Source organism: Corynebacterium sp. CCUG 51687 (assembly GCF_024453995.1).
In the GTDB taxonomy this organism is placed as follows: Bacteria; Actinomycetota; Actinomycetes; order Mycobacteriales; family Mycobacteriaceae; genus Corynebacterium; species Corynebacterium pseudogenitalium.
In genome coordinates, this window is sequence record NZ_JAGPYT010000004.1 from 161,350 (window position 1) to 185,551 (window position 24,202).

The 24,202-nt window shown below is 62.5% G+C and carries 29 protein-coding genes and 1 pseudogene; 16 read left to right on the forward strand and 14 right to left on the reverse strand.

What is annotated here, in order from left to right; translation table 11 throughout:
- The first annotated feature begins 383 nt into the window (after positions 1–383).
- Positions 384–581 carry a putative glycolipid-binding domain-containing protein gene (locus KBX13_RS05765; RefSeq protein WP_369415166.1) on the forward strand — a complete coding sequence of 66 codons (198 nt, stop codon included), beginning with the start codon at positions 384–386 and terminating at the stop codon, positions 579–581.
- A 70-nt stretch (positions 582–651) separates the two neighbouring features.
- Positions 652–1,095 (forward strand): alternative ribosome rescue aminoacyl-tRNA hydrolase ArfB, encoded by a 444-nt coding sequence (gene arfB, locus KBX13_RS05770; protein ID WP_070362731.1) that lies wholly within the window; start codon positions 652–654, stop codon positions 1,093–1,095.
- 54 nt (positions 1,096–1,149) lie between these two features.
- Here arfB and KBX13_RS05775 read toward each other — a convergent pair whose 3' ends face one another.
- Together KBX13_RS05775 and KBX13_RS05780 are read right to left on the reverse strand one after the other, a co-directional pair.
- Positions 1,150–1,410, reverse strand: coding sequence for a HigA family addiction module antitoxin (locus KBX13_RS05775; protein WP_070363545.1), 261 nt, complete (start codon positions 1,408–1,410; stop codon positions 1,150–1,152).
- Positions 1,411–1,444: 34 nt separating this feature from the next.
- Positions 1,445–1,726, reverse strand: a complete 282-nt coding sequence (locus KBX13_RS05780; protein ID WP_070362732.1) for a type II toxin-antitoxin system RelE/ParE family toxin — start codon at positions 1,724–1,726, stop codon at positions 1,445–1,447.
- Positions 1,727–2,219: 493 nt separating this feature from the next.
- On the opposite strand from KBX13_RS05780, the gene istA reads away from it, so the two are divergent.
- Positions 2,220–3,224: an IS21 family transposase gene (gene istA, locus KBX13_RS05785; RefSeq protein ID WP_256021215.1), complete on the forward strand. Its 1,005-nt coding sequence runs from the start codon at positions 2,220–2,222 to the stop codon at positions 3,222–3,224.
- A gap of 94 nt (positions 3,225–3,318) precedes the next feature.
- Positions 3,319–3,576 (forward strand): annotated as a pseudogene (locus KBX13_RS05790) (transposase); the annotation flags it as partial.
- Positions 3,577–3,608: 32 nt separating this feature from the next.
- Here KBX13_RS05790 and KBX13_RS05795 read toward each other — a convergent pair.
- The 6 genes from KBX13_RS05795 to KBX13_RS05820 all read right to left on the reverse strand — a co-directional run bounded on the left by KBX13_RS05795 (position 3,609) and on the right by KBX13_RS05820 (position 10,397).
- Complete coding sequence (locus KBX13_RS05795) at positions 3,609–5,342, reverse strand: ABC transporter ATP-binding protein (RefSeq protein WP_256021217.1); 1,734 nt, start codon at positions 5,340–5,342, stop codon at positions 3,609–3,611.
- A complete protein-coding gene (locus tag KBX13_RS05800; RefSeq protein WP_256021218.1) occupies positions 5,339–7,117 on the reverse strand; it encodes an ABC transporter ATP-binding protein in 1,779 nt (592 codons plus the stop codon). Before KBX13_RS05800 ends, KBX13_RS05795 begins: the two co-directional genes overlap by 4 nt.
- On the reverse strand, positions 7,114–7,797 hold the full coding sequence (locus KBX13_RS05805; RefSeq protein ID WP_034668635.1) for a trans-aconitate 2-methyltransferase: 684 nt from the start codon (positions 7,795–7,797) through the stop codon (positions 7,114–7,116). The genes KBX13_RS05800 and KBX13_RS05805 overlap by 4 nt, the downstream gene beginning before the upstream one ends.
- Before the next feature lie 73 nt (positions 7,798–7,870).
- Positions 7,871–8,608: an ABC transporter permease gene (locus tag KBX13_RS05810; RefSeq protein ID WP_070362737.1), complete on the reverse strand. Its 738-nt coding sequence runs from the start codon at positions 8,606–8,608 to the stop codon at positions 7,871–7,873.
- A complete protein-coding gene (locus KBX13_RS05815) occupies positions 8,605–9,357 on the reverse strand; it encodes an ABC transporter permease (protein ID WP_034666004.1) in 753 nt (250 codons plus the stop codon). The genes KBX13_RS05810 and KBX13_RS05815 overlap by 4 nt, the downstream gene beginning before the upstream one ends.
- On the reverse strand, positions 9,354–10,397 hold the full coding sequence (locus KBX13_RS05820; protein ID WP_034666007.1) for an ATP-binding cassette domain-containing protein: 1,044 nt from the start codon (positions 10,395–10,397) through the stop codon (positions 9,354–9,356). The genes KBX13_RS05815 and KBX13_RS05820 overlap by 4 nt, the downstream gene beginning before the upstream one ends.
- A 65-nt stretch (positions 10,398–10,462) precedes the next feature.
- On the opposite strand from KBX13_RS05820, the gene KBX13_RS05825 reads away from it, so the two are divergent.
- Both KBX13_RS05825 and KBX13_RS05830 read left to right on the forward strand, forming a co-directional pair.
- A complete protein-coding gene (locus tag KBX13_RS05825) occupies positions 10,463–10,642 on the forward strand; it encodes a hypothetical protein (protein WP_177224281.1) in 180 nt (59 codons plus the stop codon).
- 153 nt (positions 10,643–10,795) lie between these two features.
- The gene (locus KBX13_RS05830; RefSeq protein WP_143110583.1) at positions 10,796–11,146 is read left to right on the forward strand and encodes a hypothetical protein; all 351 of its coding nucleotides are present in this window, start codon (positions 10,796–10,798) and stop codon (positions 11,144–11,146) included.
- Here the strand turns inward: KBX13_RS05830 and KBX13_RS05835 are convergent.
- Entirely contained in the window at positions 11,143–12,789 is a 1,647-nt protein-coding gene (locus KBX13_RS05835; protein WP_256021221.1) for a cytochrome c biogenesis protein CcdA, read from the reverse strand. The two genes, KBX13_RS05830 and KBX13_RS05835, sit on opposite strands and share 4 nt — an antisense overlap.
- Before the next feature lie 158 nt (positions 12,790–12,947).
- On the opposite strand from KBX13_RS05835, the gene KBX13_RS05840 reads away from it, so the two are divergent.
- Genes KBX13_RS05840 through KBX13_RS05850 form a run of 3 tightly spaced genes read left to right on the forward strand, consistent with a single transcriptional unit; the run spans position 12,948 to position 14,431 of the window.
- Positions 12,948–13,262, forward strand: coding sequence for a hypothetical protein (locus tag KBX13_RS05840; protein ID WP_143110582.1), 315 nt, complete (start codon positions 12,948–12,950; stop codon positions 13,260–13,262).
- 3 nt (positions 13,263–13,265) lie between these two features.
- Positions 13,266–13,841 carry a sigma-70 family RNA polymerase sigma factor gene (locus tag KBX13_RS05845; protein WP_070362741.1) on the forward strand — a complete coding sequence of 192 codons (576 nt, stop codon included), beginning with the start codon at positions 13,266–13,268 and terminating at the stop codon, positions 13,839–13,841.
- Positions 13,841–14,431 carry an anti-sigma factor gene (locus KBX13_RS05850; RefSeq protein WP_070362742.1) on the forward strand — a complete coding sequence of 197 codons (591 nt, stop codon included), beginning with the start codon at positions 13,841–13,843 and terminating at the stop codon, positions 14,429–14,431. The genes KBX13_RS05845 and KBX13_RS05850 overlap by 1 nt, the downstream gene beginning before the upstream one ends.
- A gap of 67 nt (positions 14,432–14,498) precedes the next feature.
- Here KBX13_RS05850 and KBX13_RS05855 read toward each other — a convergent pair whose 3' ends face one another.
- Both KBX13_RS05855 and KBX13_RS05860 read right to left on the reverse strand, forming a co-directional pair.
- The gene (locus KBX13_RS05855) at positions 14,499–14,786 is read right to left on the reverse strand and encodes a chromate transporter (protein WP_256021223.1); all 288 of its coding nucleotides are present in this window, start codon (positions 14,784–14,786) and stop codon (positions 14,499–14,501) included.
- A gap of 68 nt (positions 14,787–14,854) precedes the next feature.
- Positions 14,855–15,628 carry a MerR family transcriptional regulator gene (locus KBX13_RS05860; protein WP_070362744.1) on the reverse strand — a complete coding sequence of 258 codons (774 nt, stop codon included), beginning with the start codon at positions 15,626–15,628 and terminating at the stop codon, positions 14,855–14,857.
- A 51-nt stretch (positions 15,629–15,679) separates the two neighbouring features.
- Between KBX13_RS05860 and KBX13_RS05865 the strand changes: the two genes are divergently transcribed.
- Positions 15,680–16,174 carry a DUF1707 domain-containing protein gene (locus KBX13_RS05865; protein WP_070362745.1) on the forward strand — a complete coding sequence of 165 codons (495 nt, stop codon included), beginning with the start codon at positions 15,680–15,682 and terminating at the stop codon, positions 16,172–16,174.
- A gap of 108 nt (positions 16,175–16,282) precedes the next feature.
- Entirely contained in the window at positions 16,283–16,537 is a 255-nt protein-coding gene (locus KBX13_RS05870) for a hypothetical protein (RefSeq protein WP_145945254.1), read from the forward strand.
- Here KBX13_RS05870 and ychF read toward each other — a convergent pair.
- Positions 16,527–17,612 carry a redox-regulated ATPase YchF gene (ychF, locus tag KBX13_RS05875; RefSeq protein WP_256021226.1) on the reverse strand — a complete coding sequence of 362 codons (1,086 nt, stop codon included), beginning with the start codon at positions 17,610–17,612 and terminating at the stop codon, positions 16,527–16,529. The genes KBX13_RS05870 and ychF overlap by 11 nt on opposite strands.
- A gap of 101 nt (positions 17,613–17,713) precedes the next feature.
- On the opposite strand from ychF, the gene KBX13_RS05880 reads away from it, so the two are divergent.
- Genes KBX13_RS05880 through KBX13_RS05890 form a run of 3 tightly spaced genes read left to right on the forward strand, consistent with a single transcriptional unit; the run spans position 17,714 to position 20,865 of the window.
- On the forward strand, positions 17,714–19,063 hold the full coding sequence (locus KBX13_RS05880) for an AI-2E family transporter (RefSeq protein ID WP_070362747.1): 1,350 nt from the start codon (positions 17,714–17,716) through the stop codon (positions 19,061–19,063).
- A 32-nt stretch (positions 19,064–19,095) separates the two neighbouring features.
- Positions 19,096–20,148 (forward strand): DNA recombination protein RmuC, encoded by a 1,053-nt coding sequence (locus KBX13_RS05885; protein ID WP_070976198.1) that lies wholly within the window; start codon positions 19,096–19,098, stop codon positions 20,146–20,148.
- 57 nt (positions 20,149–20,205) lie between these two features.
- The gene (locus KBX13_RS05890) at positions 20,206–20,865 is read left to right on the forward strand and encodes a DUF6542 domain-containing protein (protein WP_176754833.1); all 660 of its coding nucleotides are present in this window, start codon (positions 20,206–20,208) and stop codon (positions 20,863–20,865) included.
- A gap of 18 nt (positions 20,866–20,883) precedes the next feature.
- Here the strand turns inward: KBX13_RS05890 and KBX13_RS05895 are convergent, their stop codons facing one another.
- On the reverse strand, positions 20,884–21,843 hold the full coding sequence (locus KBX13_RS05895) for a 4-hydroxy-3-methylbut-2-enyl diphosphate reductase (protein WP_252931094.1): 960 nt from the start codon (positions 21,841–21,843) through the stop codon (positions 20,884–20,886).
- Positions 21,844–21,955: 112 nt separating this feature from the next.
- Between KBX13_RS05895 and xseA the strand changes: the two genes are divergently transcribed.
- The gene (gene xseA / locus KBX13_RS05900; RefSeq protein WP_256021228.1) at positions 21,956–23,218 is read left to right on the forward strand and encodes an exodeoxyribonuclease VII large subunit; all 1,263 of its coding nucleotides are present in this window, start codon (positions 21,956–21,958) and stop codon (positions 23,216–23,218) included.
- 46 nt (positions 23,219–23,264) lie between these two features.
- Complete coding sequence (locus tag KBX13_RS05905) at positions 23,265–23,537, forward strand: exodeoxyribonuclease VII small subunit (protein WP_256021229.1); 273 nt, start codon at positions 23,265–23,267, stop codon at positions 23,535–23,537.
- A 16-nt stretch (positions 23,538–23,553) separates the two neighbouring features.
- Here KBX13_RS05905 and KBX13_RS05910 read toward each other — a convergent pair whose 3' ends face one another.
- Positions 23,554–24,126, reverse strand: a complete 573-nt coding sequence (locus tag KBX13_RS05910) for a DUF4245 domain-containing protein (protein WP_070479333.1) — start codon at positions 24,124–24,126, stop codon at positions 23,554–23,556.
- Positions 24,127–24,202: the final 76 nt, after the last annotated feature.

The following is a 24,202-nucleotide window of genomic DNA, read 5'->3' on the forward strand; positions in this document are numbered from 1 at the left end:
ACCAACGGGGGAGCTTGTCAATGGTAATCAACGATCTCCACCTTAATGCCCCGCGTTACACGTTGAACTTGAACTCGACCGAGTTTCAGTCGAAAGCTACCTGCCTTTTCGCACCATCAAGCGTAGTAAAATCCTCACCACGGAGCGCACGTATAAGTGGGAGCTGCGCGCCGCGGAGAACTGCGTGACCGAACGTGTGTCGGTGAACGTTGAAGGCGACGGATGGGGCGAAGCCTCGAGCTGTTTAGGTCCGAGCAAGGCGTGTGGTCGGCGGAAACCAATGAAGAGGGCGCCCAGCCTGAAGATCTGCCCTCCCCGGTATCGTCCAGTCCGCCGACCTGAAAGCCGTACTCGATTGCGATCTCGGTCTGTGTCCTCTCACCATCACAATGCCTATTCGTCGCTTGACGCTGCTTGAGACTCAGGTTCCGAAAACGCAGCTGATCATGGCTTGGATTGATATACCGTCCCTCCAGGTGATCGCATCAGACCAGTACTACAGCTCCGTCGATGCTGAAAATGTCCGATACGAAAGCGGAACACGGGGAGTCGACGTCGAGTTGGAGGTCGACGGTGACTGAGTGGTCGTACATTACCCTGATCTCGCACGTCGGGTCTGATCCGGAAACAACTCTAACTACGCTGGGCGGTATGAACGATCTGACCATCGCGCCCGGACCGGGGATCCCCGGTGGCCTCGTCGTCGCCGCGGCGGACCTGTCGGAGCGGTTCGCGAAGGCATCGGGCCCGGGCGGCCAGGGCGTCAACACCACCGACAGTAAGGTGCAGCTGTCCATCGACATCGCGGAATGCGCATCGCTTTCCGACACCCAACGCCGCCGCGCTCTCCACAACCTCGAACACCGCCTGGACGGCACGGTGCTCACCGTGAGCGCATCGACGCAGCGGTCGCAGGTCCGCAACCGTGCCGAGGCGCGGGAACGCATGGCCATCTTGTTGCGCGAGGCGCTCGCCCCACCGCCTCCCCCGCGGCGGAAAACGAAGCCGACGCGCGGCTCGGTGCGGCGCCGTCTCGAAGCGAAAAAGCGGCGCTCGGAGCTCAAGTCCACGCGACGGCGTCCCCAAATTCCCTAGTTCGAACCATCCGCGTGCATATCCTCACGCTGACGGACCTGGTTCGGGTAACTGCTACGCCGAGACAGCGTGAACCGGCTGAATCCTCTCGATCTCGGCGAGGATTTTGTCTTCTGCCACATCCAGGTCGTACTGGGTCTGTAACCCGAGCCAGAACTGGGGGCTCATTCCGAAGAACTTAGCCAAGCGAAGAGCAGTGTCCGCGGTTACAGCGCGCTTACCGTGAACAATTTCGTTGATCCGGCGGGGCGGAACGCCGATGGAGACTGCGAGCTTGTGCTGGGTGATCCCCATTTCCTTGAGAAAGTCCTCCATGAGGATCTCACCGGGGTGAATCGGAGGGAGCTTGTCAGTGGTAGTCAACGATCTCAACCTCCTCTGGCCCCGCGGCAGACCACCGAAAACAGATCCGCCACTGGTCGTTGATTCGAATGCTGAACTGACCCCGCCGATCACCTTTCAACGCCTCAAGCCGGTTCCCCGGGGGAATCCGTAACTCATCAACAGTCTGCGCGTACCCAAGCTGGCGAAGCTTGCGCAGCGCTACTGAGTGAATGCGGGAATCGATCGAGCGAACCCGCTCTCGATTCCACAAACGCTCAGTGTCTTTGTCAGCGAACGACTGGATCACGCTTCACCCTATCTCCCATAACGCGAAGCGTCAATAACGCTACACGTTAAATTTGAACTCGACGGCGTGTCGGCGCAAAGAAACCTTTTCGCGAAAGACAGTAAGTAAATCCAGAGAAGTACCGCAGGATGCGGTCATGGCGCTATCGCTCCCGGTGCCGTTTTGGTGTAGTTGGTACGGGGTGTCTGCGTAGTTGGTACTGGTTTTCCGTGTAGTTGGTACTGCTTTGGGGCAGGTTGGATTTCGGCGGCATCGCAATTCGGTGGTGCCGTGTCTGACCTGTTTTGAAGGAGGACGGCTAGATGGCCGACTTCAGAGTGTCAGCGCTCTTTGAAAAGTAGCCCAAAATGTTGCGACCGGCTATTTGGTAGCGGTGTGGTGACTTTCGGGTAGCGGTTTAGTGGGTATCCGGTAGCGGGGTTGGCGGTGGCGGGTGATGCTTTCGGGTGGTTGCACCACAGGGGTGTAGCCGGTTACCGGAAGGAGTCCGCTGATGACGGATTACCGGACGGTGATGAAGCTGCTTGTGCAGCAGCGTTCGTACCGCCAGATTGAACAACAGCTCGGGTGCTCGCACCGCGCGATTTCCCGGTCGAACCAGGTGCTTCGATCCCTCGGGATTCGCACCGTCGACCAGGTTTTGGCGCTGACGGATGATGAGCTCGACGAGTTATTCGTCGATGGGCGCAGCACCGGCCAGGGCGAATTCGTCCCCATCGATTTCGATGCGGTGGTCAAAGCCCGCACGGGGCGTGACAAGCAGACACTGCAAGTGCTGTGGGCGCGCTACACCACCACACCTGCTTTACCCGGCCAGCTCCATTACAGCTACGACCGGTTTCGCCAGTTGGTGGCGTCCCATGTCGACGCGGCCGGTTTGACCGCACGCATCACCCACACTCCGGGGCACACCATGCAGGTGGATTGGGCAGGCACCAAGATGCGCCTGTTCGACCCTGACGGCACACCGGGGATCAAGGTCAGCGTGTTTGTCGCCTCAATGCCGTATTCCGGGATGATTTTTGCCCTCGCGTGTCCGGATGAGCGCCAGCATTCCTGGCTTGATGCCCACCACCACGCGTTCGCCTACTTCGGGGGCGTGCCTGAGGTTGTGGTGCCGGATAATGCCTCGACTGCGTCGAACGCGATCAGCGCGGCGGATCGAAACCGCAAGGTCAACGACACCTACGAGCAGTTTTTGGAGCATTACAACGCCGCAGCACTGCCCACGAGGTCGAGACGGCCGAAAGACAAAGCCATTGTCGAAGCTGCAGTCAAGATCGTCACCCACAAGGTCATCCACGCACTCGATGGCCACCAGTGCGTCGATCTAGACGAGCTCAACTCGCGCATTAAACAGCTGGTTGACCAGATCAACCAGGCGGTGCCGTTTCGTCACCAGCAGTCAAGCCGCAGAGACATTTTTGATGCGCATGAAAAGCACCTTTTGACATCACTTCCCGATACCCCGTGGGTTGCGTCCCTTAGTGTGGTGTAACGCTTGCTGATGGTGGGCTTCGGAAATAGTGGGGCGGCCACCGTCAGTCAACCTTTCGACTCAACTACCACATCTCACCGAAAGGCACATGACGATGACCGCTGCACCGCATTCTATCCACCCAGCAACCTACTTGGACGATCTACTCGCCCAAGCCTCCCCTGACCTGATGCGGCAGATGCTGCAAGGGTTTATCAACCAGATCCTCTCCGCCCAGGCCGACACCGTCTGCGGCGCCGAATACGGCGTGGCTTCTGAACAGCGGGTCAACCACCGCAACGGGTACCGCCACCGCGAGCTCGACACCCGTGTCGGCACGATCGATGTGGCAGTACCGAAGCTGCGGCAGGGCGCCCGTGAGGGGCATCGACCAGATGATGAGGATCAGGCGCCCGGGGAGCCTCCCGTCCGGCACGTCCACGACTCGGCGTAGCGGCCGCCCTTCGCCAGCAATTCATCGTGCGTGCCCCGTTCTGCGACCGTCCCATCCTCCGAAAGCACGACGATGAGGTCGGCATCGCGGATGGTGTGCAGGCGATGGGCGACGACGATCACGGTGCGATCGCCGCGCAACGCTTCCATCGTGCCGACGATCGCCCGCTCAGTGGCCGCATCCAGCGAGGACGTCGGCTCGTCGAGAAGCACCACCGGGGAATCCTTCAGAAGCGCCCGGGCGATGGCGACGCGCTGCCGCTCGCCTCCCGACAGCAGCGTCCCCTCCTCCCCCACCGGGGTATCCCACCCGGAAGGCAGCAGCTCCACGATGCGGTCCACCCCGGATCGCCGGGCGGCCTCGCGCAAGCGGTCTCCGTCACCGGGCCTGGAACCGAATCCGGGGTCGGCGAAGACCACGTTGTCCCGCACGGACGCGTCGAAAAGGAACGTCTCCTGGAACACCGGGGTCACCAGCGAGTTCACGCCGTCGGTGCCGATCCGAGGCAAGGGCACCCCGCCGATGAGGATCTCCCCCGAGTCCGGATCATGAAAACGCGACAGCAGCCGCATGACCGTCGTCTTGCCCGCCCCCGACGGTCCCACTATGGCGACCAGCGCTCCCTGAGGTGCACGGAAGCTGACGCCGTCGAGAACCTTCTTATCCCCGTACCCGAAGCTCACGCCGCGGAACTCCACGTCATGCCCGTCGGGCAGCTCCGGTGCGGCAGGTTCGGGAAGGGCGGGGATTGCCCGCAGGTCACGCAACGCAGTCAACGTGTTGCGGCCCGCACCGAAACCGCCGGACAACGCTCCCGCGGTGGTGATCGGTTCGGTGAACTGGACGACCACGATGAGTATCGGCGTCAAATGCGCCGGCGCCATCCCGCCCGTCGCGGCGACTGCCACGGCGACGATCACCGCCGCCGTGAACACCGCATGGACGACCGAGCCCAACCGTCCGATGGCCGCGCCTTGCGTCGACGTCGCCTTCGCGAACGCATCGTGTTGGGCCTGGATCGCCTCATCCACCATCGCGTCCGCCGCCGAACCGTCGCCCGCGGCGCGAATCGCCTGCTGGCCGCGGGTGAACTCGATCAGCCTGCCGGAGACGGCAGCGACGGCGTCAGCATGCGCTTCGTCCGACTCCCCGCCGACCCGGCCAATGGCCCGGTAGGCGAAGAAGAGCACCGGCGCCGACGCGACAAGAACCAAACCGACGCGCCAATCCACCGCCAGAATTCCGAGAGCGATGACGGTCGGCGTAACCACCGCGGCGATGACGGGCCGCAGGATCACGTGCGGCACGGACGCCGCGAACGCGATACCCGACGACGCCATCTCCGAGAAGCGGCCGGCCGTGGACTTGGTGACGTACCCGAGTGGCAACGTCAGCACGCGTTCGCCCAGGGAACGCAACAGGGACGACAGCACCGCTGCGGAATTCGCCCTGCCGACCGTCCCCGCGGCGAGGGACAACACCGCATGGGCGGCCGCGAGGCCGGCGATGACGCCGGTGAAACGCCACGCCGTCGCATCATCTCCCTCGGCCAGAGCCGACAGCAGCGGCAGCAGCGCGACGAACGCCGCTCCCTGGGCCAGCGCGGCAAGCGCGGCCAACGCAATGAGCCACACCAGCGTCATTCTCGAGCGCCGATCCGTCATCGACCACAAGTCCCGAATCATCGATTCCCCGCCTTTTCATCGTCTGCTTCAGTGCCCCGCGGGGCGGATGGTTCGTCGTCGAGCGCGAACGCGCGCCACAAATCCCGGTAGCGGCCACCGCGCGCAAGCAACTCGTCGTGGGTACCCGCCTCCGCGACCGCTCCCCCATCGAGAACGAGGATGCGGTCGGCGTTGCGGATCGTGCTCAACCTGTGCGCGATCACAATCACCGTCCGCGAACGGGCCAAACGCTCGATTGCGGACTGGATGAGGGCCTCGGAAGCCGGATCCGCGTAAGCGGTTGCCTCGTCGAAGATGAGCACCGGCGCGTCCGTGACGATCGACCTCGCGATGGCCACGCGCTGCGCCTCACCACCGGAAAAGGTTACGTCGACGTTGACCACCGAATCCAGGCCCTTCGGCAGCGCCGCGATGACCGTATCGAGGTTCGCGAGCTTCGCGGCCGCCATGATTTCGTCGTCGGTGGCGTCTCTCCTGGCCAGCCGGATGTTCTCCCGCAACGGCAGCGTGAACAACTGCGGATCTTGGAACACCACCGACACCGAGCGGTGCACGTCGCGCACGGCGATGTCGCGAAGATCGGCGCCGCCCAGCAGCACCGAGCCTTCAACGGGGTCGTGGAAACGCGCCAACAGCCGGGCGACGGTGGACTTTCCGGAACCGGAGGACCCCACCAGCGCAGTGAGGGTCCCTGGTTCGAACGTCGCGGACATCCCGTCGAGGACCCGCGGCCCATCCCCGTAGGAGAAGACCAGGTTCCGGACCTCGAGCGCGCCTCCGTGCACGGGCACCGGATCGGCGGGCTCGGCGATCGGCGGCGTGCCCAGCACCTCCGCGATGGACTTCAGGGCGGCGATCCCCGCGATGATGGGTTCGGAGTTCATAGCCACCCTCACGATCGCCGCGGAGAGTCCAAGGCCGAGAACCAGCCCGGCGACGAGACCCTCCGGTATGCCGCCCGCGGCGTCCCTCAAAGCGAGGCCGGCCCCGCACACCACTGCGAGGACTGTGGTCGGGGACGTCACCACGTCGATGAGCCCGAGATAGATGTTCGACTGCCGGGACCAGGCGGACCACGCGCGGACGAACGACAACGCCGCGGCATCGTAGCGACCCGCGCCCTGGCTGGCGCGTCCGGAGGACTTCATCACCGGGATACCGCGCACCAGCTCGATGACCGCGGCCGTCACTCCTTCGGAGGCTCGCTCGTAGTCGCGCTGAAGACCGGCTCCGCGCGAAATCATCACGCCCATCAGGGCGAAGGTGACCAGCACCGGGACGACCGCCACCGCCGCGATCCGCCAATCCACCGCGACGAGCGCGATGAGGGAAAGCAGGGGAACCAGCACCGCCACCACGGTCTCACCGACGGTGTGGCCCATGAGCTGGTGGACAGCCGCGACGTCCTTCTCAACCGACTCGATGATTCCCGACGAGCGCCGGGCGTCCAGCCAGCCCAGCGGTAACTTCCGGATTTGGGCGACCAGCCGGCGCCGGAGGTGGAGCTGCAGGTCGTTATCCGCCCGGTGCGAGAGCATGCCGGCGGCGCCGTCCGCGGCCATGCGCACCGTTGCGGCGACGACGATGACAGCCACGGCCAACCACGTCCGATGCACCGGGGCCTCCGGGTACGTCATCGCGATGTCGATGATGCCGACCAGCGAAGCGACGGTAGCCACCGACGACAGGACGGATAACGCGACCACCGCACGCATCCGGGTCCGAATCGGGGCGAGCAGCGACCACGGGCCTACGGTCCCGTCCACGGCGCTCACTTCCCCGCCTCCCCGATCGCGCTTTTCTTCGCGAGAGTGCAGAAATACACCATGCCGGCGCGTGAGGCTCCGTCCAGCTTCAGCCCGTTGGCTTCGGCGAGGTCCTCGAGCTCGCTGCCCCGGAACACCCGGTGGCCCATCTTCGCCATGACGGCCATGTCGACCCGCTCGTTCACGTCGGGATCCTCGACGAACGTCTGCACGTAAGCGATGCCGCCGTCGGCGAGCAGCCCGGAGACCCTGCCGAGCGCGGCTCCCGCATCCTTCATTTGGTGGAGCGCGCCACACACCCAGATTTCACAGGCCCCGCCGGGCTCTCCCGCGAGCGGCGTGAGGATGTCGGCAACGTGGAATTCCGTCCGGGCCCCAAGCCCGTCGGCGGCGGCGCGTTCGCGGGCGATGCGGATCGCATTGGGCGACAGGTCGTAGCCGACGATGTTCGCCCTGCGATAGCGAGACTCAGCGGCGAGCGTGCGGGCGAGCCACCCGGTTCCGCAACCGAGGTCGAGGACCCGGGCCGGCGCATCCGGCCCGGGATCCAGCGCACGGAGCTTCCGGTACACGGCGGCGGCGTCCATCGGTTCGCGCGCATAGCGGCTTAGGAACCTCGGCTGGACCTTGTCCTCGTAGGCCGCGAGGAGCCTGCGGTTGTTCTGGACGATCTGGGCGATCGACTTCATCTGGTTCTGTCTCCGGGTGTGTGGGCCGCGTCCACGCGGCGGTTTCGGGTTAGATGCTCGGATTCGCGGGCCGTCATGCAGACTCCCCCGGCCTCGTTTTCACGGCGATGCCCCACGCCGCGAGCACGGCGATGCCTAAGAACCAGGCCGCGCAGACCACCAGACCCGCAGCCCCGGTACCGTTGACGGCCTCACCGGCCGCGGATACGGGGGTGTGCCCGGCGATTCCGCGCAGGAGGGGACGGAAGTGGTCGGCGGGCATGAGCACCGTATTGACGAACATCGCAACGATTATCAACGGGATAAGGGCCACGGATCCCTGGGGGCTGGTGATGGAGAACGCGATGTACGTGCCGGTGCATGCGGCCGCCGCGGCAACCATCGCGCCGGTCACCGTGATCCTCCACCACCAGGACACCTCCGGTGGGCCGTCGGAAAGCAAGGCGGCCACCGCCGCGACGACGGCCGTCATCGCCATGATCCGGATGAACTCGGCAATGATCCGTGCGGCCGGCACGGCCGCGTACGGCGCCGGCATGGTGATCAACCGCTCGTGGAAGCCATTGCTGCGTTCAACGAACACGGTGGATGATCCCGTGATGGCCAGGATGAACGCCCACGCCGTCACGACCAGGATGACCGCGTTCCGGAGTTCGAACTCTCCGGTGAGCTGCCTGACCAGGCCACCGAACATGCGGTTGACGATGAACAGGTACACGAGCGGAGCAATGAACGTCATGAACCAGAAGTCGGGGCGCCGCAGCCAAATGTGGGCGATGCGCCGCAGATGCACGAAGATGGCGCCAATCATGATTCGCTCCTCGAGGTGAACCGGCGGATGAACAGGACGATTCCGGCGACCGCCGCGACACCGAGCCACAGGGCGGCCTCTTCCCCGGCGCGATCCGGGAAGGCGTCCGGGGACGCCGCCCTAATCACCTCGATCACCGGCGAAAAAGGCATGTGGCGCACGACGTCGCGAAGGGAGCCGTCCAAAGCGGTCGCCGGAATGAACGCGGTGGAGAACATGAGCAGCAGCATTTCCAGCGCCTGGATCGATGAGGCCGTCGACACCGGGGCGGGCACCATCAGGATCACCCCGTCCGTGACCAGGGACAGGACCGCCGCGGCGAGCAGCGACCACAGGACAGTCCACGCGACGTCACCGACAGCCATGTCGAGGCCGCAGGCCCACGCGACGACCAGCAGCGCCGCGATCGACGCGGACATCCGCAGCACATCGGTGACGAGCCTGCCGGCGACATAGCCGCCTGTAGCCCCGGGCAACACGCGCACGCGGTCAACGAGCCCGGATTCGACGTCCTGTCCCACCGCCATCGCCGACGCCGCGGCGGTGAACATCGCCGCCTGGAACAGGCAGCCGCCGAGCACGAAACGCAGGTACCCGAAGCCGGATTGCTCCGCCGAGTACCCGAACACCGCGTACAGGCACAGCAGGAAGAGGGGCGGAACCACGAACATGGAGATCAGCGACGCGGTGTTGCGTCGCAACAGCAGCAGATCCCGACGGAGAAACGCCGCGACCGACGTCGCACTCATCGCGCCGCACCCCCTGCGTTCATCGATATGAACACCTCGTTGAGGGTGGGCGGCGACACGCTCAGCGAATCCGGCAACGCTTCCGAGGCCTCCATCGCCTGCGCCACCGCCTCGAGGACCCGCGGTCCGGGGTCGACGTCGAGGGACACCGACTTCCCCGCGACGCGGGCGCCGTCCAGGCACGTTCCCCCGAGGCAGCGGGCGAACGCCTCCGCCTCGGCGGCGGTGGCGAAGGACACGCGGAGCACGTGCGACCCGAAGGCGCGGCGCAATTCCTCCGGCGTTCCGCTGGCGACGATGCGGCGATCCTTGAGTAGATGGACGTGGTCTGCCAGCGCCTCCGCCTCTTCCAGGTACTGGGTGGTCAGCACCAGGGTCATTCCGTCGTCCCGCAGTTGCCGGATGAAGCCCCACAGCTCTTCGCGGCTGACCGGGTCCAGCCCCGTCGTGGGTTCGTCGAGGAACAGCAGCCTGGGCACGACGCACAGCGACGCGGCGATGTCGAGGCGGCGCCGCATGCCACCCGAATAGGCCGACGCCAGCGTCGAGGCACTGTCTGCGAGCGAGAATTGCGCGAGCAGTTCCGTCGCGCGGGCGGCCGCGGCGGCGCGGTCGAGTCCACGCAGCCGCCCGAAGAACTCCAGGTTCTCCCGGCCGGTGAGGTTCTCGTCGATCGCCGCGAATTGGCCGGTGGTGGCAATGTCAGCGCGCACGCCCGCCGGGTCCTCTTTCACGTCGCGCGAGAAGATGCTCACCTCGCCGGAGTCGGCGGTGATGAGCGTCGACAGGATTCGGATGAGGGTGGTCTTGCCTGCACCGTTGTGGCCGAGGAACGACACGATCGCCCCGGTGGGCACGGTGAAACTCACGCCGTCGAGCACATGCTTGCGCATCCGGGCACCGCGCTTTCCCTTGCGCCCGCCGTCCGGCGGGGCACCTGCCCCGCCTTCGGGCGGGGTGCCCGCTTTGCCCGCAATCGGGTAGCTCTTCGTGAGGTCGCGGACGACGATCGCCGCACCTCGTTCAGCTTGATCCGTCATCGTTTCCCCTTTTCTTTGGTATCGCAGTGGGCCGCTGTCGGCAGCGGCCCCGTGGTCGGGTTGTCATGTGGCACCTCGATATGGATGCCCGCATCGCGGGCGAAGGCGAGGACCGGTTCGAGGAGCCGGGGGTGGCCGACGAGATCCCGGCACCCCGGCGCGACCGGCTTCCCCGCGACCGCCACAACGGTGGCGGCAGCGTGTTGTCCTCTCAGACGATGACAGTCATTCTTACGTTAGGTTAGCCTAACCTCGCATGTGGGTCAAGTCCCGTCTCGTGCGTTTGATGGACATTGCTGAAACCGAGATCGCGCAAAACCAGCACACCATTGAGTGGCGAGTGGACGAAGACCAAGGATGGGCGTAAGAATCCGCAGGCGTTGTTAACAATCTTCTCGGTGAATCAGCCTGTAAATCCGGGGAGTCCCCGTACTCAGGGGACGATCACTATCCCGCTGGAGTGGGAGCAGAAGGCTTCTCCGGATAAGCGCTCTGGTAATGGCTCGAAACCGAAGGTGCGTGCTGAGCACCCCTCCATCGTCTTCGCGGCGCACGTGGAAACCGCTGTGGGCCTCGAGTTGCCCGCCGACTTTATTTCCCAGCTGGCCAGCGCCGTTCACGAGGTTGGCGGCCTGATGGTCCTCGACTGCGTTGCAGCCGGCACCAAGTGGACCTCCATCTCCGAGGGCTACGTCGACGGCACCGTCGCGCAGTTCTCCGAGGCGCTGGACAAGGTTGTCTCTGCCTAGCCGAAGGTCAACGAATACAGTTTCACGCCTGCCGTGGGCCGGATGCGCAGCACTCCCTCGGTGGGCGTGTCGCCTTTCACAAGGTCGAGGGTTCCATCTGCGACCGGGAACGACTTTTTCGCACCGTCCGGAAACTCGACCTCGATCTCGCCTTCACCCGAAACCACGAGCTGGACCCACTTGGCGAAGACGTTGATGCCCAGGTGTCCTCCACTGGTGGTCTGCACCGATTCCTCCTCGAGAATCCACGTCCCGTTCAGAGTGAACATGCCGCGCTCCGGGGCGGCCGGTTCACCGAAGTCGTGCTCGCCGTCGGTGTAACCGGGCTGCTTCGTGTACTCGGCGCGCGCAGTGCCGAGATAAGTTTCCGGGTTGCGGCCCTTTGTACCGCCTCCTGCTTCGCCGCCTTCGACCGGTTCGGGAAGGTCGACGTCGGGGTTGGCGTCGATAAGCAATTCACGCACGAGCTTTTCTGTCTCGGCGTAGCTTCCCTCCCCTTCCACGATCTGCCGGACGTTGCCGTGCTTGTCCACCAGGTAGCGGGCTGGCCAGTAGCGGTTGTTGAAATTCCTCCACGTAGCGAAGTCATTGTCCTGCGCCACCGGGTAGTGGATACCCTCCTTTTCTACGGCGTTGCGGACATTGCCCAGCTCGTGCTCGAAAGCGTACTCAGGGGAATGGACGCCGACGACGGTGAGACCGGAATCGCGATAAGTGTCGTAAAGCTTGGTGATGTGCTCCCCCGCACGCTGACAATTGATGCAGGCGTACGCCCAGAAATCAACGAGCATGACACCACCGTCCTGCGGGCTCAGCGGCTGGTCGGCGTTGATCCAGTTCGTCAGCCCCGCGAATTCCGGTGCCGGGCCACAATCCTGCAGCTGCGCGGGGTCGGCGCGGCGGCACGACTGCAGTGAACCGCTCCCAGTTGGGCCGACCTTGTTGAGAGCGTCATTGGCCAAGTCCGAATTCTCAAAACGGTTCGACAGCGACGACGTCCAATTCGGCAGCGCACGCTGGATCGTCGCCGGCGCGTCGAGAGCCAACGCCACAGTGAAGACCAAGATGAGCACGCCGATGGCCTTACGGTGGCGCCGCACCGCGTCTACCTTGTCACCGATCTTGTTGCCCGCCAGGGCGAACACGAACAGCGGCAGCGCGGACCCAATCGCGAACGCGACAGTGAGCACCACCGTGTTCCAACCGATCTGCCCAGTCGAGCCCGCCACCGTCACCGCTGCAAGCACCGGGCCCGCGCACGGAACGTACACCGCGCCAAGGGCCAGACCGATGAGAAAACCTCCCTTGCCGCGCGTTTTCTCCTGCAATGCCGTGGGGCGCGGAAGCGCGTCAAAGGGCTTCTGCAACACCTCCCCCACCGGCGGAAAAATCATTCCCAACCCCACCCATGCCAGCAACACCACTCCCGCCCAGCGCAACACCGACTGCGGCAAATGCAGCGCACTAAGCAGCAACGTACCCAGCAGCGCGATCGCGGCGAAGCTCACGACCAAACCTGCCACCACGTGCGACGGTTTACGCCCGACGCTGACACCCAGCACCACCGGCAACACCGGCAAAATGCACGGCGACAAAGCCGTGATCACACCTCCGATGAATCCGACAAGAATCACGCTGATCATGAGTTTCCTCTACTTTCCGGTTGCCTTTCCCACACCCAGCACTACGGAGTGAGCACCCGCACCGGATTGGTCCAATCCGCATCAGCCCGCGGCTCCGTAGTACTCAATAACGGGCCAGAAACACTGCGCCTGCGAACCGAAAAAGTGAAGGAGACACTATGTCTATCAACCGCGCAATCGCCAGCGTCAGCGCAATCGTCATCGCCGCCACCGGCCTCGTCGCATGCAACGACTCCGAGGAGAAGATGGAGGACAAGATGGACGGCTCCATGGCCCCGTCTTCCGAGGCGATGATGAGCGATTCCATGGCACCGTCCTCCGAAGCCATGATGAGCGATTCCATGGCACCGTCCTCCGGGGCGATGATGAGCGATTCCATGGCCCCGTCCTCCGATGCCATGATGAGCGATTCCATGGCACCGTCCTCCGATGCCATGATGAGCGAAGACAAGATGATGGAAGAATCCAAGTAGCACATGACCCTGGTGTTAGATTTGGAATCTGTGGATCCTGACCGTCTCTTAGAAAGCGTGCGCGCGGGCGATAAAGTCGCCTTCGCCGAGCTTTACGACGTTCTGGCCCCACAGGTTCTCGGTCTCACCACCCACATCTTGCGTGACCGGGCCCAAGCGGAAGAGGTCACCCAAGAAGTCTTCGTGGAGGTATGGCAGAGCGCCCACACCTTCGACCCACACCGTGGCAGCGCCAAGTCATGGGTACTGCGGCTCGCCAAATCGCGAGCCATCGATCGGCTGCGGAGCTGGCGCAGCTCCCAAGCCCGCGACACCGACGATTTCAACAGTCAACTGACCAGATGGGTCGCTGCCGCTGAGGACGAAGCTCAACAGCGACTAGAGTCTGAGGAACTTCAAGAACTCATTGATTCAATCGGAGAGCCCCATCGAAGTGCGCTCATGCTCGCGTATTTTGGGGAACTCACCCATCAAGAAATCGCCGATGCCACTGGCGTCGCTCTCGGAACAGCCAAAACCCGGGTACGCGACGGGTTGCAAAAGCTTCGCAAGGCCGTGTCGTTGAAAGGAGGCCTGTGATGGATAAAGATATCGAGGACCTCTTCAATTCCGCGGCCACACCGGTCACCCCGCCACCGGAGCTCAAACGCTCAATCATGGAGCGTATCGACGCCACCGACCAGGTCGCTGACTTCGACACCGCGCGGAAGAACCGCTCCGGGCGACGTCTCACAACCGCCGCAGCAGCCGCCGTTGTGCTCATCGCCGGTGGCGGGTTCGCGGTCACCCAAATCACTGTCGACGAGTCACGCGAATCCGTGACAGCCCAAGGCGTCGAAGAAATGCACGCAATCATGGAGGCCGACGACGCGCGTCAAGGTCAGGCCGACGCGATGGGCGCGAGCCTCGACATCGTGATCAGCTCTGACATGGGCAAGGGCGGCGCCATGGTCAACGGCCAGCCAGCTCTCGACGACGGCATGGGGGCACAAGTGTGGGCAGTCATGGATGACGGCGCCGTGGAATCGGCTGGAGTCATCAGCCAGGAACCCCACGACGACGTGTGGATGCCGCTGCCCGGTGGAACTGCTTCAGTCCTCGTAACCGAGGAAGTCGCCGCCGGCGCGGCGCAACCCACCGGCGCGGTGCTGGCCAACGTGACGTTCTAGTCCCGGTTCCCTCCCTTGGCGCGCTTCAGCGCCGAGCACCGGGCGAGAGCGAAGTTCACAGCACAATCTAGCCGACCAGGGCCGCGCCGACGACGACCGCCCACGGCGGGACCTTCCACGAGGTGAGCGCGGCGTAGCAGACCACGGCGATGGACAGAGTGATCACGCCGGAAACCCCGGCGGTGAACACCGGGGTGTACAGCGCTGCGCCGAGAATGCCGACCACCGCGGCATTCGCTCCAGCCTGGGCGGCACCTGCGCGTGGCATCTGACGGATGCGCTCCCAGAACGGTATCGCGCCAAGTATCAAAAGCGCAGCGGGCAGGAAGATCGCGATGGTACTGGAGAGATTCACACAAGAAGGGTTCCAGTGACGGCACAGCGTTTACTCCAGCAAGAGTTGGAAGGATTACTGCTCCGTTTCTAACCCCACTGCGGGTTGTCCACGTCCACGCCTTCGGTCGCCGCGTGGGCGGTGACCAGCTCGAGCAGGTAGTCCTGCGCGCCGCCGTAGGCTTCGTGGAAGCGCGCGTCGTCAACGTACATGCGCGCGAGGATGAGCTGGCGAGCCGGGGTCGCCTCGTACCACTGGGCGATGCTTGCGCGGTGGCGCTCCACCAGTGCTTCGGCTTCCTCGGAGCCGGGGTCCACGCCGGAATCGCGTGCGGCGATCAGATCCGCGGCGAGCGCGTCCTGTTCTTCCTGCAGGCGTTTGAAGTCACCTTCGCCCATTTGGGCGAGCTTTTTCTGGGACTGCGCCCACTCCGGGGTATCACCCCAGCGCTGCTCAGCCTCCTCCTGGTAGGCGGGCATATCTTCGCCGAGGTACTTCTTCATTGCGTCCATGTCGATCGATCCTTTCGTTGCGTTGTCAATGAGGTGCTGGACAGATTTGAGTTGGGCGTCGAGCGTGCGCCGTCGAGACGCGAGTGCTTCTTGGTGGTGCTTGAGGGCGCGGGTGAGGGCGGCTCCGGAGGCGTCGAGAAGCTGCGCGATCTGCGCAAGCGGCACGCCGACTCCGCGGTAGAGGGCGATGGCCGCGCCGCGCTCGAGGTCCGCCTCGCTGTAAACACGGTGGCCGGCCCACGTGCGCGCGGGTGCGATGAGGCCGAGCGCCTCCCAGTGACGCAGCGCCTTGGTGGAAACGCCGAGGGCTTCTGCGGCCTCGCTGATTGTGTATTCGATACCATCTGCCATGGCTGCGATTGAACAGCTTGCCGCAAGGGCAAGTGCAAGTTGGGAGCGATAATGGACGAAATCCGCGTGGGCGACGCCGAGCGCTCGGACGCGCTGGACCGGCTGGGCACACTGCTCGCAGACGGCTACCTTGATGTGGCAGAGTTCGAAGAACGCACAGGTCAAGCCGCGGTTGCGCGCACTCGCGGGGAGCTTTCAATGCTTTTCGACGACCTCCCGGCCGAACCGGTCGCATTGGAAAAGCGGATCCCGTCCGAGGTCGAGCTGGATGAGAAACTCGCAGCGAAGCGGAAGATGGACACCGCAATCTACACCACCCTCATAGGCGGCTTAGCGGTATTTTTCGTGCTGCAGCTTGGGTTCGACCTGGACTACGCCTGGGTGGTGTATCCCGTGGTGGGCATACTCGTATTCGCTTGGTACGCCGTCTTCGACATCTCCGACGAGGAAGACAAGATCCTCGAGGAACTGCTGGAGAAGGAACGTTCCGATCGCGCCGAGCGGCTGAAACTCGCGGCCGAGCGCCGCAAAGAGCTTGGGAAATAGCAGGGAATTCCTGTGCCCGCCGGTTAGAGTGGGGGGCGCGGATGTGGAGTCTGCGGAGGTTGTTCGGCAGCGGCTACAACGAAAACGCGACAACCAGCACGCGAACCGGTGGCGATAGCCCCAAATCCCGTCGGTGACTCGCGTCGCCGCGTGGCGACCGCAGTCCACGACGAAGGCTGGGACGGCGTTCTTTGGGACGCTGCCACAGTCGAGGTTGAGTTTGTCGACGAGCTGCTCGCCCTCTTCCGCCGCCTCCACCTCGGATGTCGAGCTCGCCACGAGGCACCGGGACTCACTTGGGCCGTTACGCGAAATCCCGAAGACCCCGGGTTTTGGCAGTCCCGAGGCGTGACTACACGTTGAACTTGAACTCCACCACGTCTCCGTCTTCCATGACATAGTCCTTACCTTCTTGACGCACCTTGCCGTTGGCGCGTGCTTCGGCCATGGACCCAAACTTGTCGAGGTCTTCGAAGCTGACGATTTCAGCCTTGATAAAGCCTTTTTCGAAGTCGGTGTGGATGACGCCCGCGGCCTTCGGCGCAGTGTCGCCCTGGTGGATCGTCCAGGCGCGAGCTTCCTTCGGGCCTGCAGTGAGGTACGTCTGCAGGCCGAGGGTTGCGAAACCTGCTTTCGCAAGCATCTCCAGTCCGGGCTCGTCCTGCCCCACAGATGCGAGGAGCTCCGATGCGTCCTCTTCATCAAGTTCGAGTAGCTCGGTCTCGGTTTGCGCGTCCAGGAAGACGGCCTCAGCAGGCGCGACAAGTTCGCGCAGCTCCTGCTTGCGGGCTTCGTCGGTGAGCACGGCTTCGTCGGAGTTGAAAACGTACAGGAATGGTTTCGCCGTCATGAGGTGCAGGTGGTGCAGCAAATCGAGGTCGATGTCCCCTGACTTTGCCGCGGCGAAGAGGGTGCGGTCGTCCTCAAGCACTGCCTGCGCTTTTTTGGCTTCTTCAGCTTCTGCGGCGACGTCCTTGCTCTTACGGCCTTCTTTTTCTAGGCGTGGCAACGCTTTCTCAATTGTCTGCAGGTCAGCGAGGATCAGCTCGGTGTTGATGACGGAGATGTCGGACGCCGGGTCTACCTTGCCGTCAACGTGAATGACGTTGTCGTCGGCGAACGCACGCACCACCTGGCAAATCGCGTCTGCTTCTCGGATGTTTGCAAGGAAGGCGTTGCCCATACCTTCGCCCTCGGACGCCCCCTTGACGATGCCAGCGATGTCAACGAACGACACCGTCGCGGGCAGGATGCGTTCGGATTCAAAGATCTCAGCTAAGCGCTTCAGGCGCGGGTCTGGCAGTTCAACCAACCCCACGTTCGGCTCGATGGTTGCGAACGGGTAGTTCGCAGCGAGCACATCATTCCGCGTCAACGCATTAAAAAGGGTTGACTTTCCGACATTGGGCAAACCGACGATTCCAAGTGTAAGACTCACGCTGGCCAATCCTAGCCCACCCATCGCGTTGCCGTCGAAAAGTTTGCAGCTCGCGGTCGGGTTACGTTTCTTTCTCCCTCGGATGGGGCACAATAGGTCGCGTGAGCACTCAGAAACCTCTCGACTACGACGCCAATCCGATTGATCGCGGCATTGTCTACCGCGCGTGGATCAAGTCCGCCGCGACGTTGACGCTGCGAGTCCTCATTGTCGCAGTGTTTTTGGCCGCGCTTGGCAAAGTGATCGGGATGTTTTGGGCAGGCATTCTTCCGGTTGTTCTTGCGCTCATCATCTGCACTGTGCTCGCGCCCGTTGCGGGCTGGCTGCGCCAGCATGGCATACCAGCTGGATTTGCGGCGCTCTTGACGTTGCTTGGCTTCTTTGGATTTCTCGGCTTTCTCGTCTCGTTGATTGCCCCGGACATTGCGGCGCACTCGAGGTTGCTCTATCTGCAAGCGCTCGAAGGTGTGCAGCGGTTGCAGCTCTGGCTGCAGGGTCCACCGCTCAATGTCAACCCCGATGATCTTGATGAGGGCGTGAACGAGATTGCGCAGTGGCTCCAGAAGCAGGCCGGGGCAATCGCTGGTGGTGTATTCACGGGTATTGGCACTGCCGCAGGCCTGATTGTCACTCTGTTCGTCGTGCTCGTCTTGACTTTCTTTTTCCTCAAAGACGGACACAAGTTCCTGCCATGGCTTCGCAGTGCTACCGGGGGTCGCGCAGGCCTTCATTTCACTGAGCTCTTCACTCGAGCGTGGGACACGCTTGGTGGTTTTATTCGCGCCCAAGCTGTTGTCTCGCTTGTCGACGCCATCTTCATCGGACTCGGCATTTACTTCGTGGGCGTCCCGATGGCGTTCACGCTCGCTGTGCTGACGTTCATCGCGGGGTTCATCCCGATTGTGGGTGCGGTTGTGGCAGGCGCGCTTGCCATTTTGGTCGCGTTGGTGTCGCTTGGCGTAACCCAAGCGTTGATTGTGTTTGCCATCGTCATTGTTGTCCAACAGCTGGAAGGCAATGTGCTCTCCCCGATGCTGCAGTCCCGTGCAATGAACTTGCATCCAGTGATCGTGCTGGTCTCCGTGACCGTAGGTGGTGGACTCTTCAACCTGATTGGTGCCTTCTTGGCAGTCCCCGTAGCTGCGATGATCGCGGTTTGCTACCGCTACGCGCTCGATATTGTGCGCATCCACTCAGGGGAAGTACGCCCGGAAGATCTTTCTTTCATCACCGAGGAAGGTCGTGCGATTGCTGAGCTGGAAAGCATCGAAAGCCAGCACAAGCGCGATGCGCTGCGCGAGGAAGATGAATGGGCAGCCACTGTCCCCTCGGAGGCTGCACAGGGAGAGTCCGCGGAGGAGGATCTTGATCAACCCGATCGCCGCTTCCGTCCGCGGTACAAGCCCGACAAGTTAAAACAGGTGTTCGATCGACTGCGTCCTAACGCCTAGTTTTGTCCCGCTCATGTGCTCTACTAATGCACATGGACGCATCGACCGCACTGCTATTGATCTTTACGGGCCTCCTCGTTGGGGCCATCCTGGGCTTTTTTGGCGGCACGTTTTGGATGCAGCGTACCAACCCCCAACAGCACCCGCCTACTGATCTACGCCCGCTGGCACAGGCACTTCGTGACCTACAGGTTCGTCTCGAAGACATCGATAAAGAGCAAGCAGTAGCGCAGTCTGCCTTGGCAGGCCAAGTACAAGCAATTGCGCGCACCTCATCCAGGCTCGGGGACCGGACTGATCAGCTCATCACTGCACTGCGCTCACCGCAGGTCCGAGGCAGATGGGGCGAGGTGCAGCTGCAGCGCGTGGTAGAGCTGGGTGGGATGGTAGAGCACGTCGACTTTGACGCTCAGGCGTACATGCGTTTCGACGGCGCCTCGCTACGCCCGGACATGGTTATCCGGCTCACCCAGGATCGAAACATAATCGTCGACGCCAAGGTTCCGTTTTCTTCATACCTCGATGCGCTCAACACGGAAGACCCGGAAGAAAAGCAAGGCTACCTGCGTAGACACGCGCACCTGCTGCGAAGCCACGTCGATACGCTGTCCTCAAAGTCATACATAAAGGCATTTCAGCCCAGCCCGGAATTCGTCGTGATGTTTGTCCCAGCTGACCCATTCTTGGACGCCGGTCTCGCTATCGACCCGGAGCTGCTCGACTACGCTTTTGCCCGCAACGTCGTCATCGCGACCCCCACGACGCTGTTCGCACTGCTGCGCACGGTTGAACTTGGGTGGAGGCAAGATTCCATGAATCGGGAGGCGCAGACCATCCAGCGTCTTGGCGAAGAGCTGTACCGACGTCTCGGCACGCTGACAGAGCACTACAACCGCGTCGGGAGCAGTCTTGAGAAGGCGGTCGAGTCGTACAACGCAACACTGGCGTCGCTCGACAGTCGGGTGATGGTCACCGCTCGTAAGCTCGAGGAACTAGGTGCAGCTGGGCACTCGTCGAGCGCGCCGGAGCTTCACCCTATCGATGCGCGACCGAGACTCCGCGACTCAGATTCGTCGAATTGTTAGCCCCTGGAGCGGGTCAAACTGGCAAGACTCGGGGGTAGGCCGGGTAGAATGCCCAGCGTGTCTCAAAACTCTCTCCGATCCCCGCGCTCTGGTACCGCCACCTTCCACGGTTTGCCTACCGTTTCCAGCATCGGCATTATCTTTGCTGCGCTGCTGACCGGCGTCGTCATCGCAACGTCGGCGGGATACATCGGATGGCCTCTGCTCGTACTGTTCAGCGTCGCGGTCATCGCCGTGACAACGCTGGTAGACCCGCGGGGTTTGTTCCTTACCGTCGCGGCTACCCCGCTTTTGTTCGTCATTGCGCTACTTGGGTTTGGACTGATTTCAGCACGCAATCAGCTCGGGGCCGCTGGTGCAGGCGGGAAAACCGCTATCCTTATGGTGCTTTACCCAGTAATCGAGCACTTCCCTATTCTCTTCACGGTGACTGCTGGTGCCCTGGTGATCGCCATCGTGCGCTACTGGCTGATCCAACGCCATAACGATGAAGTCCTGCGCCGGGAGCGAGCGCAGCGCCGCCGCATGAGCCAGTCGAACCGCAGGACCAATAGCGAAGGTCGTCGGGCCCGTGAACGCAGCCAGGGTGGCATCACGGTCGATGAGCTGTTGAAGCGAACGAAGGCAGAACGCAGTCAGGCCCGCCCCCGTGGGGAGCGGGCCCGGCGAGTTGCCTCACGCCTTGGCGAGGACCTGTACAAAAACGAAGATCGCTAGGCGAAGGCTAGACGAGCACTAGCTGCTACGGCGCGGCTGACGCAGATCCCGCGGCAGCGCGAACGTGATCGTCTCTACCGTAGTGGTGACTTCCTCTACATCGGTGTAACCGCGCTTCGCCAGCTCCGCGAGCAGCTCCTGAACCAGAATTTCCGGCACCGAAGCTCCCGATGTTACGCCAACGGTGTTGACGCCCTCGAACCATTCGTCTTGTACTTGGTGGGCGTAGTCGATGAGGTATGCGTTGTTGGCACCAGCGTCGAGCGCTACTTCCACCAGGCGCTTCGAATTGGAAGAATTTTGCGAGCCGACCACAATAACGAGTTCCGTCTGCGGTGCGATCTTCTTCACTGCTACCTGACGGTTTTGCGTTGCGTAGCAGATGTCGTCGCTAGGCGGGTTTTCTAGATCTGGGTAGCGCTCGCGCAGCTTTTCAACGATCAGCATCGTTTCATCAACAGACAGGGTGGTCTGGGATAGCCACACTAGCTTCGTCCCCTCTGGGAAGTCGGGAAGGGCGTCGACACCCTCGACCCCGTCAACGAGGTGGGTGACCTCCGGGGCCTCACCTGCGGTACCTTCGACTTCCTCGTGGCCCTCGTGGCCGACAAGCAAGATCTGGTATCCGTGCTTGGCAAACCGCTTCACCTCGTTGTGCACCTTGGTCACGAGCGGGCACGAGGCGTCGAGCGCCAGCAAGTTGCGCCCGTCCGCTGCTTCGCGGACCGCGGGGGAAACCCCGTGCGCGGAAAAGACAAGGTGCGAGCCTTCGGGGACCTCGTCGGTTTCGTCAACAAATATGACGCCGCGCTTCTCTAGTGTTTCCACTACGTACTTGTTGTGGACGATCTCTTTTCGCACATAAATTGGGGCTCCGTATTTTTCCAGCGCCTTTTCTACAGTGACAACTGCACGATCCACACCTGCGCAGTAACCGCGAGGTGCTGCCAGAAGAACTTTTTTACCCTGATTTGTCATGGAACCGACCCTACCGAATCAACGTCTAAAACAGTAGGTACACATTCTTGTGGTGATCTATCTATGAAACAATGACAGCGTATTCCATCGACACGCTGGGAAAGGAGCGGTGTTGACACAAGCACAAGGTGAGCGTTCAGCCTCACCAAGTAGCCCTGAGCAGCCATGGCCAGTGGCAAAGTTGAATAAGTCGGTCAAGGGGTGGATTAACCGTCTGGGCCACTTGTGGGTCGAAGGCCAGCTCACGCAGGTGAACTACAAGCCGAGCTGGAAATTCTCCTATCTCACGCTCCGCGATACACAGCAGGAAACGAGCGTGCAGCTTACGGTTTCCTCGGACTACTTAAGGAGCTTGCCGACGCCACCAAAGGACGGTGACCGCGTCGTCATCTACGGCAAGCCGGCCTTCTACGAGGGCCGCGGCTCCTTTTCGATGTGGACAACGCAGATTCGCCACGTCGGTATCGGTGAATTGCTCGCGAAGATTGAGCAGCTTCGGAAACAGCTTGCAAGTGAGGGTCTCTTTGACCGCGCCCGCAAACGGCCGATTCCCCTGCTCCCCAACACGATTGGCCTCATTACTGGTCGCGGCTCAGCCGCCGAGCGCGACGTGCTTTCCGTGGCGCAGAGCCGTTGGCCCGCGGTCCAATTCCGCGTGATCAACACCGCGGTACAGGGACCGAACGCGGTACCCGAGGTCATTCAGGCCCTGCAGACGCTTGACGCGGACCCCAATGTTGAGGTCATCATCATTGCCCGCGGCGGTGGCTCCGTCGAGGACCTCCTGCCGTTTTCTGAGGAGGCACTGCAGCGCGCCGTAGCTGCGGCGGGGACGCCGGTGGTATCTGCCATTGGCCACGAGCCGGATAGCCCGGTGCTCGACAACGTCGCTGACTTACGCGCGGCCACTCCAACCGACGCCGCTAAACGCGTCGTCATCGATGCCACCCAGGAGCTTGCATTTCTGTCTGAGGCGCGCGCACGCAGCGCGCAGGCGCTGCGTACCTGGGTTTCCACCAAATCGGAAGAGATCCAGTACTGGCGCTCGCGTCCGGTGATGCAGAACCCGTTACTGGCAATTGAGCGTCGAAGCGAAGAGGTCTCACAGCAGGTTGCTTCGATGCGACGAGAGATCAGCCACCTGTTGGCACGAGAAACGCAGCAGGTCGCTGCGCTCCGCTCACAAGTTTCGGCGTTAGGGCCAGCAGCAACTCTCGCGCGCGGATATTCCGTAGTACAAGTCCTCCCCCGCGACCATTCCGATCCTGAGGTTGTCACCAGCATCGAACAATCACCACCCGGATCGCAGCTGCGCATCCGCGTCGCGGACGGTTCCATCACCGCAGCAGCAATGGGGACCACCCCCGCCGATTAAATCCACACAGCAATTTCACTAGCATCTAGCATCAAGGAGACAATCCATGTCCGAAAACACGTATGGCAATGGCCAACCCACCGACGCCGCATTCCCCGACCCCGCAACGCTTTCGTTCGAACAAGCTAGGCAGCAACTTGTAGAAACAGTGAGGGTCCTCGAGCTCGGGCAAATGAGCCTTGACGAATCACTGAAGTATTGGGAGTACGGCGAGGGGCTCGCGAAGCGCTGCGAGCAGCTACTCGAGGGAGCCTCAAAACGTGTCGAGGCCGCTATTCAGCAGCGCGACGCGACTGAGCAAACACCACAGCCGGAATAGCCTGCTGCCACGGCGTCTACTGCGCTGACAGCGGCTCGGTCGCGAGCGCAGTACGTATCAGTTCCTCAAACTCGGCGTCTGTTCCGGCACCTGTGACGGCGAATCGTGCGTCGCCAGCATCGATAACCCACAGTGGGCGAGTTTTCGCCTCGGTACCCTTGAATATCTCAATACTGTGGCCATCGATCGTGTCCTGGCGGTCAAGAGTGCGCTGCTTTCCGTCGACCTCGGACTGGACCGTTTTGCTGTCCGCACCCGTTTGCGTCAGCTGGATGAAGCCACCATCGGGCGTGACCCACCCTACGACTGGAGCTGGCTGCTGCGCGATCATGCTTCGCCGCGCGGAGTTCGTCACCCAACCTGTTGGCATTTCCGGGTAGCGCACCGGAAAATCGACTCCGCGAGCCTCAAGGCCAAGGAACGTCTTCGCATCGACTTCTTGCACAGGCCCATTTTCGGGCTTACCGGGATTGAACGTGCACAGCCCGGTCGCACCAACGGCAATGATCATGACGACCACGATCAAGATGACGTTGATGAGCATGTCTCTGCCGTCTTGGAAAATGCGAGGTTTGTTTTCTTGAGCCACGCGCTCCAGTATGACATGGATTCCTGATACCCCCGAATTTGTCTTTTACCCCCGCGCGTTGGCTTTTTACGCAGGA